At 66.2% G+C, this 16,191-nt stretch carries 17 protein-coding genes; 6 read left to right on the forward strand and 11 right to left on the reverse strand.

Annotated elements, in window-relative coordinates:
* Positions 1-29 precede the first annotated feature (29 nt).
* Positions 30-1,145: an alanine dehydrogenase gene (ald, locus tag ACHQ4I_RS31985; protein ID WP_420775606.1), complete on the reverse strand. Its 1,116-nt coding sequence runs from the start codon at positions 1,143-1,145 to the stop codon at positions 30-32.
* A gap of 71 nt (positions 1,146-1,216) precedes the next feature.
* Positions 1,217-1,984 (reverse strand): MBL fold metallo-hydrolase, encoded by a 768-nt coding sequence (locus tag ACHQ4I_RS31990; protein WP_420775607.1) that lies wholly within the window; start codon positions 1,982-1,984, stop codon positions 1,217-1,219.
* Between the two features lie 72 nt (positions 1,985-2,056).
* Between ACHQ4I_RS31990 and ACHQ4I_RS31995 the strand changes: the two genes are divergently transcribed.
* From ACHQ4I_RS31995 to ACHQ4I_RS32010, 4 genes are all read left to right on the forward strand, one after another.
* Positions 2,057-3,028: a GlxA family transcriptional regulator gene (locus tag ACHQ4I_RS31995; RefSeq protein ID WP_420775608.1), complete on the forward strand. Its 972-nt coding sequence runs from the start codon at positions 2,057-2,059 to the stop codon at positions 3,026-3,028.
* A 9-nt stretch (positions 3,029-3,037) separates the two neighbouring features.
* On the forward strand, positions 3,038-3,553 hold the full coding sequence (locus ACHQ4I_RS32000) for a gamma carbonic anhydrase family protein (RefSeq protein ID WP_420775609.1): 516 nt from the start codon (positions 3,038-3,040) through the stop codon (positions 3,551-3,553).
* Between the two features lie 166 nt (positions 3,554-3,719).
* Positions 3,720-3,905, forward strand: a complete 186-nt coding sequence (locus ACHQ4I_RS32005; RefSeq protein WP_420775610.1) for a hypothetical protein — start codon at positions 3,720-3,722, stop codon at positions 3,903-3,905.
* A 156-nt stretch (positions 3,906-4,061) separates the two neighbouring features.
* Positions 4,062-4,682 (forward strand): TetR/AcrR family transcriptional regulator, encoded by a 621-nt coding sequence (locus ACHQ4I_RS32010; protein WP_420775611.1) that lies wholly within the window; start codon positions 4,062-4,064, stop codon positions 4,680-4,682.
* A gap of 11 nt (positions 4,683-4,693) precedes the next feature.
* Here ACHQ4I_RS32010 and ACHQ4I_RS32015 read toward each other — a convergent pair whose 3' ends face one another.
* The 4 genes from ACHQ4I_RS32015 to ACHQ4I_RS32030 are packed head-to-tail and all read right to left on the reverse strand — an operon-like array spanning position 4,694 to position 9,139.
* Positions 4,694-6,589, reverse strand: coding sequence for an Eco57I restriction-modification methylase domain-containing protein (locus tag ACHQ4I_RS32015; RefSeq protein WP_420775612.1), 1,896 nt, complete (start codon positions 6,587-6,589; stop codon positions 4,694-4,696).
* A gap of 18 nt (positions 6,590-6,607) precedes the next feature.
* Entirely contained in the window at positions 6,608-7,846 is a 1,239-nt protein-coding gene (locus tag ACHQ4I_RS32020; protein WP_420775613.1) for an acyltransferase family protein, read from the reverse strand.
* Positions 7,843-8,766, reverse strand: a complete 924-nt coding sequence (locus ACHQ4I_RS32025; RefSeq protein WP_420775614.1) for an SGNH/GDSL hydrolase family protein — start codon at positions 8,764-8,766, stop codon at positions 7,843-7,845. Before ACHQ4I_RS32025 ends, ACHQ4I_RS32020 begins: the two co-directional genes overlap by 4 nt.
* A 16-nt stretch (positions 8,767-8,782) precedes the next feature.
* On the reverse strand, positions 8,783-9,139 hold the full coding sequence (locus tag ACHQ4I_RS32030) for a hypothetical protein (RefSeq protein ID WP_420775615.1): 357 nt from the start codon (positions 9,137-9,139) through the stop codon (positions 8,783-8,785).
* Between the two features lie 275 nt (positions 9,140-9,414).
* On the opposite strand from ACHQ4I_RS32030, the gene ACHQ4I_RS32035 reads away from it, so the two are divergent.
* Positions 9,415-10,110, forward strand: a complete 696-nt coding sequence (locus tag ACHQ4I_RS32035; protein ID WP_420775616.1) for a nitroreductase — start codon at positions 9,415-9,417, stop codon at positions 10,108-10,110.
* Between the two features lie 143 nt (positions 10,111-10,253).
* Positions 10,254-10,730 carry a hypothetical protein gene (locus ACHQ4I_RS32040; RefSeq protein ID WP_420775617.1) on the forward strand — a complete coding sequence of 159 codons (477 nt, stop codon included), beginning with the start codon at positions 10,254-10,256 and terminating at the stop codon, positions 10,728-10,730.
* Between the two features lie 123 nt (positions 10,731-10,853).
* On the opposite strand, the gene ACHQ4I_RS32045 is transcribed toward ACHQ4I_RS32040, so the two are convergent.
* The 5 genes from ACHQ4I_RS32045 to acpM form a co-directional block, all read right to left on the reverse strand.
* Positions 10,854-11,330: a winged helix-turn-helix transcriptional regulator gene (locus ACHQ4I_RS32045; RefSeq protein ID WP_420775618.1), complete on the reverse strand. Its 477-nt coding sequence runs from the start codon at positions 11,328-11,330 to the stop codon at positions 10,854-10,856.
* Between the two features lie 55 nt (positions 11,331-11,385).
* Positions 11,386-12,786, reverse strand: a complete 1,401-nt coding sequence (gene dctA / locus ACHQ4I_RS32050; RefSeq protein ID WP_420775619.1) for a C4-dicarboxylate transporter DctA — start codon at positions 12,784-12,786, stop codon at positions 11,386-11,388.
* A gap of 160 nt (positions 12,787-12,946) precedes the next feature.
* On the reverse strand, positions 12,947-14,380 hold the full coding sequence (locus ACHQ4I_RS32055) for an acyl-CoA carboxylase subunit beta (RefSeq protein ID WP_420775620.1): 1,434 nt from the start codon (positions 14,378-14,380) through the stop codon (positions 12,947-12,949).
* Between the two features lie 188 nt (positions 14,381-14,568).
* Positions 14,569-15,819 (reverse strand): KasA/KasB family beta-ketoacyl-ACP synthase, encoded by a 1,251-nt coding sequence (locus ACHQ4I_RS32060; RefSeq protein ID WP_420775621.1) that lies wholly within the window; start codon positions 15,817-15,819, stop codon positions 14,569-14,571.
* Between the two features lie 10 nt (positions 15,820-15,829).
* Positions 15,830-16,129, reverse strand: a complete 300-nt coding sequence (acpM, locus tag ACHQ4I_RS32065; RefSeq protein WP_040688302.1) for a meromycolate extension acyl carrier protein AcpM — start codon at positions 16,127-16,129, stop codon at positions 15,830-15,832.
* Positions 16,130-16,191 lie beyond the last annotated feature (62 nt).

Here is a 16,191-nt window from a genome sequence, read left to right on the forward strand (position 1 = left end):
GATGTCGCCCTTCTCACTGCGAGTCCGCGTCAGCCCGCCAACCCTACTGGTTTCGGCATCGAATACCCGTGCGCCGCCGCAACCTCCGCCGATAACAACCGCCCCTTATCCGCGGTAACCCCCTGCGCGAGATCGGGATTCGCGGTGCACGCCGCGCGCCACCCGTCATCGGCGATCGCACGCACATACGGCAGGGTGGCATTGATGAGCGCGACGGTCGCGGTGTGCGGCACCGCACCCGGCATATTCGTCACGCAGTAGAACAGCGAGTTCCGCACGCGGAAGGTGGGATTCGCGTGCGTGGTCGGATGCGAACCGGCGAAGCATCCGCCCTGGTCGATGGCGATATCCACCAGCACCGACCCCGGCCGCATGGCACCGACCAATTCCTCGGAAACCAGCTTCGGCGCCCGCGCACCCGGCACCAGCACCGATCCGATGACGAGATCGGCCCCCAGCACCGCCCGCTCGATCTCGACCGCATTCGAGGCGAGCGTCGCGATCCGCCCGTGGAACCGCGCGTCGAGGTCGCGTAGTCGCGCCGAATTCGTATCCAGCACAGTGACTTTCGCACCCATCCCGGCCGCGACCACGGCCGCGTTCGTCCCGGCGACACCACCGCCGAGCACCACCACATCGGCCGGACACACTCCGGGCACGCCGCCGAGCAGCACCCCGGCACCGCCGAGCGGCGACATCAGGTGATACGCGCCGACCTGCGTCCCGAGCCGGCCCGCGACCTCACTCATCGGTGCGAGCAGCGGCAGCGACCCATCCGCCGCCCGCACCGTCTCATACGCGATCGCGGTGATTCCCGACCGCAGAATCGCATCGGTGCACTCCCGCGACGCGGCCAGGTGCAGGTAGGTGAACAGCACCTGCTCGCGCCGCATCCGCGGATACTCCTGGGCGATCGGTTCCTTGACCTTCAGAATCAGCTCGCCCTCGCGCCACACCTGATCGGCGTCGGGCACCATCCGAGCACCCGCGGCGACGTAATCGGCATCCGGAAAACCCGACCCCACCCCGGCGCCGGTCTGCATCAGCACCTCGTGCCCGTGCCGCACCAGTTCCCCGGCGCCGGCCGGGTTCAGCGCCACCCGATACTCCTGCTCCTTGACCTCCCGCGGAACTCCGATCCTCATATCGCCATCGTGGACCACGGATCGGAGCTTCGCCATGAACGTCGCGATATCGAGGGCGTTCTCCTGCGCGGCTATACCGCGAACGGCTGACCCAATCGCGGGATCCGCAGCTGATCGGCGCGCCCGGCGTACTCGAAGGTGCGGGCCAGATAATCCAGCGGCTCGGTGAAGTGGTGCCAGCCCTCGCCGTGCACGGCGACGATCACCGCATCACCGAGCAATTCGGCGGCCTCGAGCGCGCTGCGTCCGTTCAGCGTCAGATCGGTATCGCCGAACCGCCCGACATTCGCGCCACCGACGTTCAGGATGGCGATATCGATCCGCCCGATCCGCTGCACGATCTGCTCGACCAGCGCGACCGAGGCATTGTCCCCGGAGACGTACACGGTCGGCTGATCGTCGGCCTGCAGCACGAATCCGGTCACCACCCCCGTCTGCGGCTCGCACCCTTCGGGTCCGTGCAATGCGGGCACACCGGTCACGCGCACGTCGCCCACGGTGACGGTCTCCCAGTTCTCGAGCCCCCGAACACCTTTGATGCGCCCGGCCGCATCCGGTGTCGAGAACACGGTCGGCACGGTCGTCAGGAATTCGCGGCCGGAGTTGTCGAGATTGTCCGAGTGCTGATCATGCGAGAGCAGTACTACGTCGACCGTTCCCACCTGGTCCACCGACACCGCGGGACCGGTCAGCTTGTGCAGTGTGATCGGGCCCGGGTAGTCGCCAGGAGCGTCGAAGGTCGGGTCGGTCAGCCACGTCAGGTTGCCGTACCGGAAGCGCAGGGTGGGCCCGCCGATGTGCAGGGCTTCGACAGTGGTGCGTTCGATCGTCTCGGTCATGCGATCAATATTGCTGGTCGCGATATCGCGATCAAAAGTGGCCCGCGAGCCGCCTAGCGATAAGATCGGGCCATGCGCACCGTCGCCGTTCTCGCCTTCGATGGCGTCATACCCTTCCATCTGTCCGTGCCGACGCTGGTCTTCGGCCGCGTGGGCGTCGAGGGCAGCCCCGACTACCGGGTCGAGGTGTGCGCCGAGCGACCCGGCACCCTGCGGACGCCAGCCGGATTCGACATCGTCGTCGAAACCGGACTCGACGCCTTCGAGCGCGCCGAGCTGGTGGTGATCCCGAGTTGGCTGCGTGGCATGGGCATCTCGGACGACCTGCGCGACGCACTGCATCGGGCGCACGCCAGGGGCGCCCGCATAGTCGGCCTGTGCCTCGGCTCCTTCGCGGTGGCGGCGAGCGGCCTGGCCGACGGCCGGGAAATCACCACCCACTGGGCCGCGGCCGACGAGCTCGCCGCCGCCTACCCCGCGGTCCGGGTCCGCGCCGATACGCTCTGGTCGGATCTCGGCGATATCGTCACCTCCGCGGGCGTCGCCGCCGCACTCGACTGCTGCCTGCACCTGGTGCGCGCCGACTTGGGCAGCCGAGCCGCCACCGAATTGGCCAGGTCGCTGGTGACCGCGCCGCACCGCAGCGGATCCCAGGCCCAGTACATTCCGGTGGCCGTGCCCGACGCCGCCGATGACGATCCGATCGAACGCGCAATGGTCTGGGCGCGAACGAATCTCGGCGAACCGATCGATCTGGACGGCTGGGCCCGCGTCGCCCACATGTCGCGGCGCACCTTCACCCGCCGCTTCCGCGATCGCACCGGCGGCAGTCCGCAGCAATGGCTGCTGCACCAGCGCACCGACCGGGCCAGACTGCTGCTGGAATCCACCACCGACACCATGGATCGCATCGCCGCCGAGACCGGCTTCGGCACCGCGGTCAGCCTGCGCCACCACTTCCACCGCATCCTCGGCACCAGCCCGGCCGCACACCGCGCGCTGTTCGCGGGGACGCCCGCGGTGCCGCCGATCGGCGTCGTCTAGGTTTTCGGCATGAGGATCGAGGTAAGCGGACACACGCCGGAGATCGACGAGACCGCGTGGGTCGCACCGAACGCGACCGTGATCGGGCGCGTGCGACTCGCCGCCGAGGTGAGCATTTGGTACAGCGCGGTACTGCGCGGCGATCTCGAGGCGATCAGTGTCGGCGCGCGCACCAACATTCAGGACGGCTGCGTGCTGCACGCCGACCCCGGCTTCCCGCTCACCGTCGGCACCGGAGTCTCGGTGGGGCACAATGCGATCCTGCACGGCTGTACGGTGGGCGACGATGTGCTCGTCGGCATGGGCGCCACGGTGCTCAATGGCGCGGTCATCGGCGCGGGCAGCCTGATCGCCGCCAATGCGCTGATTCCCGAGGGCGCACAGATTCCGCCCGGCTCATTGGTCGCGGGCGTGCCGGGCAAGGTGCGCCGGGAATTGAGCGAGGCCGAACAGGACGGCATCCGACTCAATGGCGCTGTGTACCTTCACAACATGGCCAACCACCGGGTCGCCAAGCAAGTGTGAGACAGGCCACACTGATCAAATGACCAGTCTGATTCGCTGATAACATTCTGCCAGCGTGCCCGGCGTCCCGGGCTCTCCCGCCGACACAGCTGTCGAGTGGCCAGTTACGCGGAGGGTGGGTCCGCCGGGATGGTGGCCGCGCAGCGTACAGGCAGGAGGTATCACGGTGGCGTACGTGCAGCAGAGCATGCACCGGCCATTGGGGCGGATCAGCGTGGCCGATATCGCGGCCCAGCCCGGCGGGGTCGAGGCGCTACAGCGACGGGTGCACGAGTTGCGCTCCAGCGGCGTGGATTTCGCGGCGAACGCGATCGAGCAAGAGATGGCGGCCCTGGATCTGCCGAGACAGTAAATTCACTTCGACCCTCCGGACACAGCAGTCCTGTCGGTCTCTGGTGCCGATCCCCGGCCGAACCGTCGCGACCCGGTGAAATAATGAACGCCCATCACCCGCACCGTCGCGACGCCAAGGCACCATCGGCGTCCCGAGCCGACCACTGGAGATTCGATGCCGACCGTCCCGCCCATCCTCCAGCGCATCCTGGAAAAGCCCGTCAGCGACGGTGAGAAGCTGCTGGAAAGCGCGCTGTCGGCGTTTCTGGACTTCGGCATCAAACGCACCAGCATGGGCGAGATCGCCCGGCGCGCCGGGATCAGCCCGGCCACCCTGTATCGCCGATTCGAATCGAAGAACGAATTGGTCGAGGCGGTCAGCGTGCGTGAGGCTCAGCGTTTCGTCGCCGAGATCGATAAGCGGGTGCAGAAGGTCGAGGGCGTCGAGGAACAACTGGTCGAGATCTTCGTCGCGGTGATCACCGAGATCGCGGGCAACGAACTATTGCGCAGGCTGCTGCGCACCGAACCCGACCTCATTCTGCCCCGGCTCACCACCGATGCCGGACCGATCATCGCGGTCGGACGCACCTATCTGGCGGAGAAGCTGCGTGAACTTCGCAGCGGCGCGGACGACGACTTCGACTTCGACCTCGTCGCCGAGATCATGGCGCGGCTGGCGCTCTCACTCGCGCTGACGCCCGATGGGCTCATTCCGATCGATGATGTGGCGGCCGGTCGTGATTTCGCGCGGCGCACCCTGCTGCCGATGGTCGGCGTCCGCACCACCGCATGACAATTCCGAACTCAACGCATTTCGAACATCCGCGTGCCGAACGCGGCCGCCACCCACTCATCCAGCAGCCGTAGCGAATTCGCGTCCGGTGCCCGCCCGCCGTCGACGAATTCCCGTACCAGCTCGACCACCCCGCCCGCCCGCATCGTCGTCGGATCCGGCAGCGGCAACCGCGACACATACTGGGTGATCCACCGCCGCCTACCCGAATACAGCCGATTCCCGCACACCGCATCGTAGAACCGCAGGCCCAACGCCGAATTCGCCACGCCCATCAGCAAATACGCCAGCCGCTCGGCCGCACCGTCCACGCCGAGATCGGCCAGCGACATCCAATAGCAGTCCCCGTTCACCACGGCTCCGGACCGATCCAACGCGAACCTCGGCCGCTCACTGATATCGGGAAATACCACCTTCGGCACCCGCCACAGATGCGGCCGCTGCGGCACCCAGATCTCGAACCACTCCCTGCCACTGTCGGCCAGATACTTCCGACCGGCCAACGTCTTGCGATGTGTCTCCAAATACGCTGCGGCCCCAGGAAACTCCCGCAGATCAACCGGCATCCGCGTGGCTTGTGCCGTGTCATACGGATACAGCACCCGGGTGTCGCGCTCCCGCGCGATCCGCCACGGATCGACATCCTGATGGGTGATCAAATCGAACAACAACTCCCCCTCCGGCCGCGGCCGCACCTGCGCCCACCGATCGGAAATGAACACCCGATCCGCGGTCGTCTTGATCCCCACCCGAATCCGCCCCACCTGACCGAATGTTCGCCAGGTCCCCGCCTCCACCTCCGCCAACCACCGGTCGACCTCCGGCCGAGACATTCGCCAAGCGCCCTTGTCCGCAGCCGACAGCGCTCCTGCGAACCCATCCGTGTCACGACCCGCCACTGCCGGATCGCCCGTCGCCAAGGTACCCACCTCTACCGCGAACGTGCGCCCACCGTGATCGACACAGTGACTGCGTTCGGCCGCCAGGGCCTCGAAGAGGTCTGTCCCACTGAGGATTTCGGCACCATCGACTTCATAGGCCGACACGTAGCGGCAGCTCGCCCTTGATGAGGTGCGGGTGGCGATGGTGACCGCGGGCAGCACCGCCGCCTCGAACAGCTTCGTGTCACCGAGGTCGTACAGTTCGACTGGAGCCAGCTCGGTGAGCAGCAGGCTGCGTATGTTCGCACCCGCCTTGGTGGTGAGAAACCGGTTGGCACACAACAACCCGAGCACCCCGCCCGAGCGCAGCAGCCGCGGCGCGACGGCGACGAACGGATGGGTGAGGTCGATGCGCCCCTGCAACCCGAACTGCTTGCTGAGCAACTGCGCGGTCGGCCCACCCAACTGCTGAGTCCGCACATACGGCGGATTGGTGATGATCGCATCGAACGATCCGGCCGCGATCCCCGCCGATTCGGTCAAGAAATCCCCGATATGCCATTCGACCCCAACCCCCGCCCCCGCCGCCCGCTCCCGCGCCATCGCCACCCCGGCCGGATCCAGGTCATATCCCACCAACTCCACCCGCACCCCCGGCAATACCTCACCCGCCACCCGATTCACCGCAAGCAGCAGTTCACCGTCCCCACAAGCCGGGTCGAGCACCCGCAACACCCCACCCGGCATCCCGGCACTCGAGGCTCCAACAGTTGACGTCGTAGCGCCCGCCACCGCCATCTCCGGCAGGCCCGCGCTCAGCGCACCGACCACCCCTGCACCCGCCACCGCGACATCCGGCGGGACGCTCGACCCCCGAGCACCGCCCACCCCCGGACCCGACGTCACCCCCGCACCGCCAGGCACATGCTCGAGCAGCCGCTGCGCGAGGAAGTGCGCCAAAGCGGGTGGCGTGTAGTGCCTACCGTGCCGTTTGCGGTCGCGCGCGGCAGGGTCCCCGGGATTCATGCCTGGGATTCTGCCTCGTCATGGCGCAGCCGCGGCGGTAACGCGGTCGACCGGTTCCCGCGTCGTCGTGAGCGGGCGCGCCGTGCGACGGCCGGAGAAGCGGCGCATGAGTGGTTCGTCGACCCATCGGTAGATCGCCGCGGCCGCCGCCGTCGCGACGATCAGGCTCAATCCGGCGAACCCGAGCCAGCCCAGCGGGCCGAACTGCCCGCCGCCGATGAAAAGCCGGGTGATCAGCACCATCACCGGGAACTGGATCAGATAGAACGCGAAGGAGATATTGCCGAGCCACACCATTCGCGGCGAGGCGTTCAGTCCGCGCATACCGGCCAGGTCCCGCGCCGCGAGCGTCGCGACCACCGCGGTCATCGGCGCCAGTAGCAGTGCTGACATTTTGTAATTGACCGGTACCACCCAGGTGGCGGCGAACGCGGCGGTCAAGGCCAGCAGCGGCCAGGTCAACCGCGTATTGCGCCAACGCCCCTCCAGCACCAGCCGCGCCGCGAGCACGCCGAGGAAGAATTCGGGCAACCGCGACACCGGAAATGTATAACTGAGCCAATAGGCCGGGGCGACAGGGATATCCGGCTGCGCGAACCACGCCGGTGACGCGTGCAGCTCGAAGAACGGCGACACATCCCCCGGAACCAGCCGTGGCGCAAAGGCATTCGCGATGCCCTTGGGTCCGGGCACCCACAGGAAGTACGCGGTATGCAGCGCGAGGATCAGCACGAGCAGCCCCGCCATCGCCCACCACACCCGATCGCCGCGAATGCGTCGCACCCATGGCAACGCGAGCGGAAAACTCAGGTAGAACAGCATTTCCGCGCCCAGCGACCAGGACGGCACATTGAGCCCACCGACCGTCGTCCACTTCGGCACCCAGGTGTGGATCAGCAACACATTCGGCACCCACACCACCAATCGCGAAAGCGGCACACTCGCTATCACGATGAATGCCACCGTCGCCACCAGATGCGTCGGATAGATCTTCAACACCCGCCGCCAATAGAACCGCGGCACCGAATTCCCCGGCCGGAACGACCAATAGATGATGAATCCGGAGAGCACGAAGAAGAACGTGACCCCGGCCGCGCCCAACTGCATCGGCATCACCTGATGGATGTGCCGGAACAGCTCGGACTTCTGAAACGGGTAGACGGGCAGAAATACCAAGGCGTGCAACAGGAATACCGCGAACGCGGCCCACCACCGCGCCCCGGTCAACGATGGCAACGCGGGCCGCTGCTCGGTCACTTGCCGTACCGCTCGTACAACGCTCCCGCGATCACCGAATCACCGTGCGCCGAGGGATGAAACGGAATCCCGACCAGATCCGCACGCGGATCGAGCGCACCGTTCAACCACGGCTGCGCCGAACACAATCCGTGCCCGGCGGTCTGCGCCCTGGAATCGAAGAACTCTATCCCGAGCTGCGCCGCCGCCTCCCGCTGCGCCGCATCGATGCGATCGAGATACTCGACCAGCGCCGCACCCCTCGGTTGCACGTACTGCCCGACGCCGAGCACGCTGATACAGGTGAAATCCTGTCCGGACGGGAACAATTCGGGATAGCCGACGAGCACGATCTTCGCGTGTGGCGCGTAATAGCGCAGATATTCGACCACCTCGCGGATGCGCCGGGCATAGTCACCGCCGGACACGGCCCGATAATCGGTGATCCGACCCTGTTCGGCCGCCTCGAGTCCGCATCCGTCGGCGAGGTTGAATACGCACGGCAGCAGCGAGGTCCACAGCGTGGTCCCGCTCGCGCCCCAGTTGTCGTTGAGCCCGAATTGCAACGCGATCAACTTGGTTCGCGGACCGAACGCCCCCGCCTTATCGGCATCGATCGCCTCTTGAACCAGCGAATATCCCCGAGCGGTCTCGATCGCCGCGCCGGAGCACGATGCGTCGACGAAGTCGGAACTACCCGCGACTCCCATCAGTCGACTCAGCTGCGTCGGCCACGAGGCCGGTCCGCGCAGACACTCCTTCGCATCCACTTCCCACCGGAAACCGTTGGCGGCGAAGGAATCCCCGAGCACCACCAAGGCGCTGCCGGGTGCGGCCGCCGGGGCCGCTTGTGCTGCCGCGGGCGCCCCGGCCGCAACCGCGACGGTCGCCGTAATCGCCCCGAGCCACTGGGCGCCACGGCGAGAGAGCTTGCTGCTCAAGACGATCCCTTCGCTGTCAGTAGCCCGCGCGCGGTTCGAATCCGGGTGCGGTCAACGTTGGTGCGGGTTTGGCCGGTTCGGGCTGCGGGGCGGTCTGAGCGGCGGGGGGCGCTTGCGGTGCCGGTACTGCTTGCGGTTGCGGTGCGGGCGGGGCTATTGATGTCACTTCCGGCGCCGGTACCGCCTGCGGAGCGGGGGCGGGCGGCTCGGGCGCGTTGGTCGACTGCGCGGCCGCACTGGTCGGCGCGGCCGTACTGGTCGGCGCGGTGGTCGGGGTGTGATCGCCATGCGATTCGGTCCCGCTACTGCATCCGGTGGCGCCGAAAAACACCACACCGCAGGCGAACACGGTGGCGAGACAAACCTTCAACACGTTCCCCGTTCTAGAGATCAGGAGCAATAGCATTTCACTCCAGGCCGGAGACTACAAGGCGACTCCGACCCGCATGGCATCTTTCACCGAATTGCCCGAGCAACCCGAGCCCCCACTTTCGACGTCTGGCGCACTGCGTATCTCACTGTGAGCCAAACAATTTGGCGATACCGCCGGATCGAACGCGGCGAGCCCATCCGCACTGCCAGTTCCAAAACGAGACCATAGCTGCTAGCGTTCAGTCTCGAAATAAGACCAGATCCGAGAGGTGCCTCATGAGCCCGACCAGCCTGCAGACCGACGAGTTCACGACCTTGAGCCGCATCCTCGACGACCGGTGGACCTGCCGACAGTTCACGACCGATCAGATCCCCCGCGATACCATCGAGGCCCTACTGCGACTGGCCCAGCGCACCCCCTCCTGGTGCAACACCCAGCCCTGGCAGGTCGTCCTCACCGAGGGCGCGGGCACCGACCGTTTCCGCAAGGAACTCCTCGAACACGTCGCAACCGCGACACCGGAACCGGATTTCGCATTTCCCGCGCAGTACACCGGCGCCTATCGCGATCGCCGACGCGAATGCGGGCTGCAACTCTACGACAGCGTCGGCATCGTGAAGGGCGACCACGCTGGCACCACGCGCCAGGCACTGCGCAACTTCGAACTCTTCGACGCCCCACACGTCGCGATCATCACCACCGAGGCCGACCTCGGCGTCTACGGCGCCGTCGACTGCGGCCTCTACATCGGCACCTTCCTATTGGCCGCCCAGAGCCTGGGCCTCGGCGCCGCACCCCAAGCCGCCCTCGCCTCCTACTCCCCCTTCCTGCGCACCTACTTCGACCTCCCCGAGCACCGCCGAGTGGTCGCCGCGATCTCCTTCGGCTATCCGAACCCCGATCACCCGGTCAACACCTTCCGCACCTCCCGCGAAGACCTCGACCGGGTCGCGACCTGGCACAACGCCTGATCCTGCGCGACGCGGGCGAAACCACCCGGCACGCCGGCCGGCTATCGACGGCGAGCGGCCGCGCGGCGCTAGGGTGTCGGGACGAATCGGGGGTGGATTCGGCAGCCCCTGCCGTTGATCGCACAGCACAGGAGGTCAGCTCTATGCGTTCCATCAGTGCACTCTCGACAGTCCTAGCGGCCGCCGCACTAGTGCTCGGCCTGGCGTCCTGCGGCAAGTCGGACAACACCAACGCCAAGGCCACGAGCACGACCGCTGGCGCGACAACCACCACCTCCGCCGCCACAACCACCACATCCCTCGGACCCGTCACCACCTCCCCCGCGCCGATCACCACCACCGCGGCGGCCCCCGAACCCACCTCGATCTCCTGCGGCATCGGGCCCTTCGGCCTAGGGGTCTTCGCCATCACCACCAACGGCGCCGCCGCCTGCCCCACCGCCCTCGCGGTCGCCAACGCCTATGCCCTCCAATCGGATCTGTGGGACCCCGCCGTCGTCCTCCCCATCACCGTCGGCACCACCGTCTGGGACTGCCAGGAGCGCATCGGCGTCCCCAACCCGTACCAGGAGTGCGTCAGCCGCGACAACCCGGCCGAAAAGACCCGCCTCACTTCGTAACTGACTGCCACGTAGTGCGAGCCTCGCACAGAGTGCAACCTGTGCGAGGCCCCCATTCGGTCTGCGGCAGCCCGATCACGCAGGCAGGCAATCCGGTATCGACGGCGTTGAGCCGCGACGAGCTCAGCCCGCCGCACGCTCACTTTCGGAAACCTCGGTCAACCCCGGACCCGGCTCCGGCGTCACGTCCCGAGCGGTGAGTTCGCTTCCACAGCAATCACATTCGAGCGATACATGCGCCTCACCGGTGCACCCACGATGCCGGTACGCGACCGGCGGCCCATCGGGCGCCATATACGCATCGCCCCAGTCCCGGATCGCCATCAGGATCGGGTAGATATCGTGCCCCTTTGGCGTCAGCCGATACTCCTCGTGCGCACCGACAGCCGCCTTCTGTTTGACCAGGATCCCGTGTTCGATCAGCCGGTCGAGCCGATCCTGGAGCCGACTCCGGGAGATGCCCAGCGCGGTTTGGAAGGCGTTGAAGCGCCGGACACCCGCGAACGCGTACTTCAGGATCACCAAGGTCCAGCGGTCGCCCAGAATCACCAGCGGCCGCGTGATCGAACACGGCTCATCGGCAAGTTCCTCGTAGCGCACCTGTCGATGCTACCGAGCGGCCGAGACCCGGCGGCGGCTTTCCCACCGCTGCCACTCAGCGCGCCTCGGCCGAGTAGGCGATCATCGGATCGGCGTCTTCCAGCATCGGCACCTGTTCCCCGTTCAGTACCTTGCGCATCCGCTCCGAATCCAACTGTCCCTCCCACTTCGCCACCACGAATGTCGCAACGCAATTGCCGAGCAAATTCACCGTGACCCGCATCGAATCCATCAGCCGATCCGCCCCGAGCAAGAGCGCGACCGCCGCCACCGGAATCGACCCGTGCCCGATCGCGGTGATCGTCGCGGAGAGCGCGAGGAATGACGAACCCGGCACCCCCGCCATCCCCTTCGAGGTCAACATCAGCACCCCGACCGCCGTGATCTGCTCCCCGAGACTCAGATCGACACCGAGCGCCTGCGCCAAGAACAGCACGCAGATGGACAAATACAGCGTCGCACCATCGAGATTGAACGAATATCCGGTCGGTATCACCAGCCCGGTGGTGGCCCGCGAACATCCGGCCTCGGTCAACTTGATCATGATCCGCGGCAGCACCACCTCGGTCGACGCGGTGCCGAGCGCCAGGAACAGTTCGTCCTTGATGTATCTGACGAGCTTCCACAGACTCACGCCCGCGAAAACCCGCACCACCACCGCGAGCACCAGCAGGAACAGCACCGCCGCCCCATAACAGCAGGCGATCAGCTTGCCGTAACTGCTGAGCGCGGAAAGCCCGTACTGCCCAACGATGTAGGCCATCGCCCCGAACGCACCCAGCGGCGCCAATTTCATGATCCAGCCGATGATCGTGAAGAAGATCTTCCCGATGTGATCGACGACCTCCAGAATCACCGACGGGCCATTCTTACCCACCCCGCCGGCTACCGTCCCCGAGTGCCCGCCGAACTTCGCCAGCGCCAACCCGAACAGCACCGCGAAGAACAACACCTGCAACAGCGCATTCTCCGCGAATGCCGAAATCACCGACGCGGGAATGATATTCAGCAAAAAGTCGACTGCGTGAGGCAACTCACCGTTCTTGGTGGTCTTCGCGATCTTCTCCGCACCGGTCGCCAAGGTCTGCGCGTCGACATGAAAACCCGAACCCGGCTGCACCAGATTGCCCACCAGCAAACCGAAGAGCAGCGCGAAGGTCGTGATCACCTCGAAGTAGATCAGCGCCTTCACCCCGATCCGCCCCACCGCCCTCATATCGCCGACATGGGCGATGCCGAGCACCACCGTGCAGAAGATGATCGGCGCGATCACCATCTTGATCAGCTTGATGAATCCATCGGCCAGTGGTTTGAGATCCGCACCGAAGTCGGGCCACAGCTTGCCGACCAGAATTCCGGCCACGATCGCCACCAGCAATTGCAGGAATAGCGACCGGTACCAAGGCGGTTTGCGCACAAGGTCGGTCGCTGCGGTGGTTTCGATCGTCACGCTCATGGGCGCAAAGTACGAGCAACGCGTATCGCCGAAGTTTCAACGATATTGCTGGGCGGAAAGCCGATCGATATATACCCGTCGCCCCAGGTCGCACGCCTAGAACAATACGAACGAAAAACGGGCCCCGGGAAAATCCCGAGGCCCGCTTCCGCCATCGGCTTTACAGCGGAATGTTCTTGTGGTGGCTCTTGCGCACCGGCGCGGCGGCAAGGGCGGCCGCGATGGTGCTGCGGGTCTTGGCCGGGTCGATGACCTCGTCCACCACACCGATCGCGATGGCGCGCTCGACACCACCGGCGATGCGCTCGTGCTCGACGGTCAACCGCTCGTGCAGCGCCTCACGCTCTTCCTCCGGCGCGGCCGCGAGGGCCTTCTTGTGCAGGATGCCGACCGCGGCCTTGGCACCCATCACGGCGACCTCGGAACCGGGCCAGGCGTACACCGCCGTCGCACCCAGCGAGCGGGCGTTCATCGCGATGTAGGCGCCACCGTAGATCTTGCGGGTCACCAGCGTCACCCGCGGCACCCGCGCCTCGGCGAAGGCGTGCAGCAGCTTCGCGCCACGGCGCACCACACCCTCCCACTCCATGCTGACACCGGGCAGATACCCGGGCACATCGGTGAGCACCACCAGCGGAATACCGAACGCGTCGCACAACCGCACGAAACGCGCGGCCTTCTCCGCACTTTCGGAGTTCAGGCACCCACCCAGCCGGATCGGGTTGTTGGCCAGCACACCCACCGTGCGCCCGCCGAGCCGACCCAGACCGGTGACGATGCTGCGCGCGTAACCGGCCTGCAGCTCCTCGAACGAGGACTCACCGTCGACGTTGTCGAGCAACTCGTGCACGATCGGCTTCACGTCGTAGGCACGCTTGGCCGACTCCGGCATCATCGCCTTCAGATCGACATCGCCGTGCGCGGCCGCGACCAGATCGAACTCACCCTGCTCGGCGAACATCGACACCAGACGACGACCACGATGCAGCGCATCGGCCTCGTCGGTGGCCACGATGTGGGTCACACCGGACTTCTTGCCGTGGGTCTCCGGACCACCCAGGGTCGCCATGTCGACCTGCTCACCGGTCACACTGCGCACCACATCCGGACCGGTCACGAAGACCCGGCCCTCGGGCGCCATGATCACGATATCGGTCAGCGCCGGACCGTAGGCGGCGCCACCGGCGGCGAAGCCGAGCACCACCGAGATCTGGGGCACCAGACCCGACGCGCGGACCATCGCCTCGAAGACGAGCCCGACCGCGTGCAAGGCCTCGACACCCTCGGCCAGACGAGCACCACCGGAATGCCAGATACCGACCACCGGGATCGCGGAATCGATGGCGGTGTCGATCGCGTCGACGATGTGCTTGCAACCCTCCACGCCCATCGCGCCGCCCATGACGGTGGCGTCCGAGCAATAGGCCACGGTCCGGACACCATCGACCTCACCGATCGCGGCGAGCACACCGGACTTATCCCGCGGATGTAGCGGTAGAACGGTTCCGGGGTCGAAGAAGCGTTGGAGTCGACCGAGCGGATCACGCGGATCGGTCGCAGTTTCTGGTTGAAACGCGGGAGCCATGATTGTCATCGCGTTTTCTCCTCACCTCAAGGACGTGCGCCGCTACCGCGGCTGCGTATGTAGAACGGCCGGTGGGGTCGGCACTTTCCGTTGGCCGACCCCACCGGGGTTCGTTGTGCGGTCTGCTCGGTCAAGCCCGGAGGAGGCAGCGCGTAACCACAGAGGGCTCCGCACAGACCAAATCAGATATCGGGCAGCTATGCCCGACCGAAGGCGAGCGCCACATTGTGCCCACCGAAACCGAACGAGTTATTGATCGCGTACTCGATCTCCTGGCGGCGAGCTTCGCCGTGCACCACATCCAGATCGATTTCCGGATCCTGGTTCTCCAGGTTCAGCGTCGGCGGCACGATGCCGTCGCGGATGCTGAGCACGGTCAGCACCGATTCGAGCGCACCGACGGCGCCGATCGAGTGCCCCAGTGCGGACTTCGGCGCGTACACCGAAGCATGGTTACCCACGGCCTTGTTGATCGCGTTCGCTTCGGCGGTATCGCCGATCGGAGTCGCGGTCGCGTGCGCGTTGATGTGGGTGATGTCCTTCGGCGTCAGACCCGCGGTCTGCATCGCCCGCGTCATCGCCCGCGCGGCACCGTCACCCGTGGGGTCGGGTGCGACCAGGTGGAAGCCGTCGGAGGTGATGCCGGCGCCGAGCAGCCGCGCGTGGATCGTCGCACCACGTGCCTTGGCATGCTCCTCGGTCTCGATGACCATCAGCGCACCGGCCTCACCGAAGACGAAACCGTCGCGATCCTTGTCGAACGGACGCGAGGCACCCTTCGGGTCATCGTTGCGGGTGCTCATCGCGCGCATCATGGTGAACGCCGCGATCGGCACCGCGTCGATGAAACCCTCCACGCCACCGGTGACGACCATATCGGCGTCACCCATGACGATCATTCGCCATGCATTGGCGATGGCCTCGGAGCCCGACGAGCACGCCGAGACCGGAGTGACCACTCCTGCCCTGGCCTTCAATTCGAGACCGACGACGGCCGACGGGCCATTCGGCATGACCATCTGAACGGCCAACGGCGAAATCTTGCGATAGCCGCCGTTCTTCAGCTTGTCGACCGAGTCGATGAGGGCGTCGCCGCCACCGAGCCCGGTGCCGATCGCCACACCCAGACGCTCCGGGTCGACATCGGGGGTGCCCGCGTTCTGCCAGACCTCACGACCGAGAACGGTCGCGAGCTGCTCGACGTAGGCCATGCGCCGACATTCGACCCGGCTCAGCAGGGTATCGGGCCGCACCTTCAGGTGACCGCCGATGCGGACCGGAAGGTCGTACTCCTCGACGAAGGAATCCTCGAGAACGTCGATACCGCTCTCGCCGTTGAGAAGTCCCTTCCACGTCGCATCGACATCACCAGCGATCGACGTGGTCGCCGCCAGGCTTGTAACGACGACGTTGGGGAAGTTCCCGTTCAAGGTGGAAGGAGTGGTCACAGTGTCGGCCCTACTCGGCGTCGAACTTGGCCTTGAGCTCCGCGGCCGCCTCAGCGTTCTCGGCCTCGAGCTTCTGGATGTAGGCGACAGCGTCGCCGACCGTCTTCAGGCTGGCCAGATCCTCGTCCGGGATCTTCACGCCGTACTTGTCCTCGGTCTGCACCGCGATCTCGACCATGGACAGCGAGTCGATGTCCAGGTCATCGACGAAGGACTTCTCGATCGTCACCTCGGAGGGCTCGATACCCGTCACCTCTTCGATGATCTTGCCGAGCTCCTCGACGATTTGTTCCTGGGTCAGAGCGGCCACTTCGTGGCTCCCTTCTTATCTACTTTGCAGGGCTTCACTGTTGTTTTTCGAGTCGAGTCAGC

The organism is Nocardia nepalensis (genome assembly GCF_048910785.1).
In the GTDB taxonomy this organism is placed as follows: Bacteria; Actinomycetota; Actinomycetes; order Mycobacteriales; family Mycobacteriaceae; genus Nocardia; species Nocardia nepalensis.

What these genes read in the sequence shown, in the direction of transcription:
- dctA (WP_420775619.1), bottom strand. Translation starts at nt 12,786, where the DNA reads ATGAGCGTGACGATCGAAACCACCGCAGCGACCGACCTTGTGCGCAAA.
- ACHQ4I_RS31990 (WP_420775607.1), bottom strand. Translation starts at nt 1,984, where the DNA reads ATGACCGAGACGATCGAACGCACCACTGTCGAAGCCCTGCACATCGGC.
- ACHQ4I_RS32010 (WP_420775611.1), top strand. Translation starts at nt 4,062, where the DNA reads ATGCCGACCGTCCCGCCCATCCTCCAGCGCATCCTGGAAAAGCCCGTC.
- ald (WP_420775606.1), bottom strand. Translation starts at nt 1,145, where the DNA reads ATGAGGATCGGAGTTCCGCGGGAGGTCAAGGAGCAGGAGTATCGGGTG.
- ACHQ4I_RS32000 (WP_420775609.1), top strand. Translation starts at nt 3,038, where the DNA reads ATGAGGATCGAGGTAAGCGGACACACGCCGGAGATCGACGAGACCGCG.
- ACHQ4I_RS32015 (WP_420775612.1), bottom strand. Translation starts at nt 6,589, where the DNA reads ATGAATCCCGGGGACCCTGCCGCGCGCGACCGCAAACGGCACGGTAGG.
- ACHQ4I_RS32055 (WP_420775620.1), bottom strand. Translation starts at nt 14,380, where the DNA reads ATGACAATCATGGCTCCCGCGTTTCAACCAGAAACTGCGACCGATCCG.
- ACHQ4I_RS32035 (WP_420775616.1), top strand. Translation starts at nt 9,415, where the DNA reads ATGAGCCCGACCAGCCTGCAGACCGACGAGTTCACGACCTTGAGCCGC.
- ACHQ4I_RS31995 (WP_420775608.1), top strand. Translation starts at nt 2,057, where the DNA reads ATGCGCACCGTCGCCGTTCTCGCCTTCGATGGCGTCATACCCTTCCAT.
- ACHQ4I_RS32040 (WP_420775617.1), top strand. Translation starts at nt 10,254, where the DNA reads ATGCGTTCCATCAGTGCACTCTCGACAGTCCTAGCGGCCGCCGCACTA.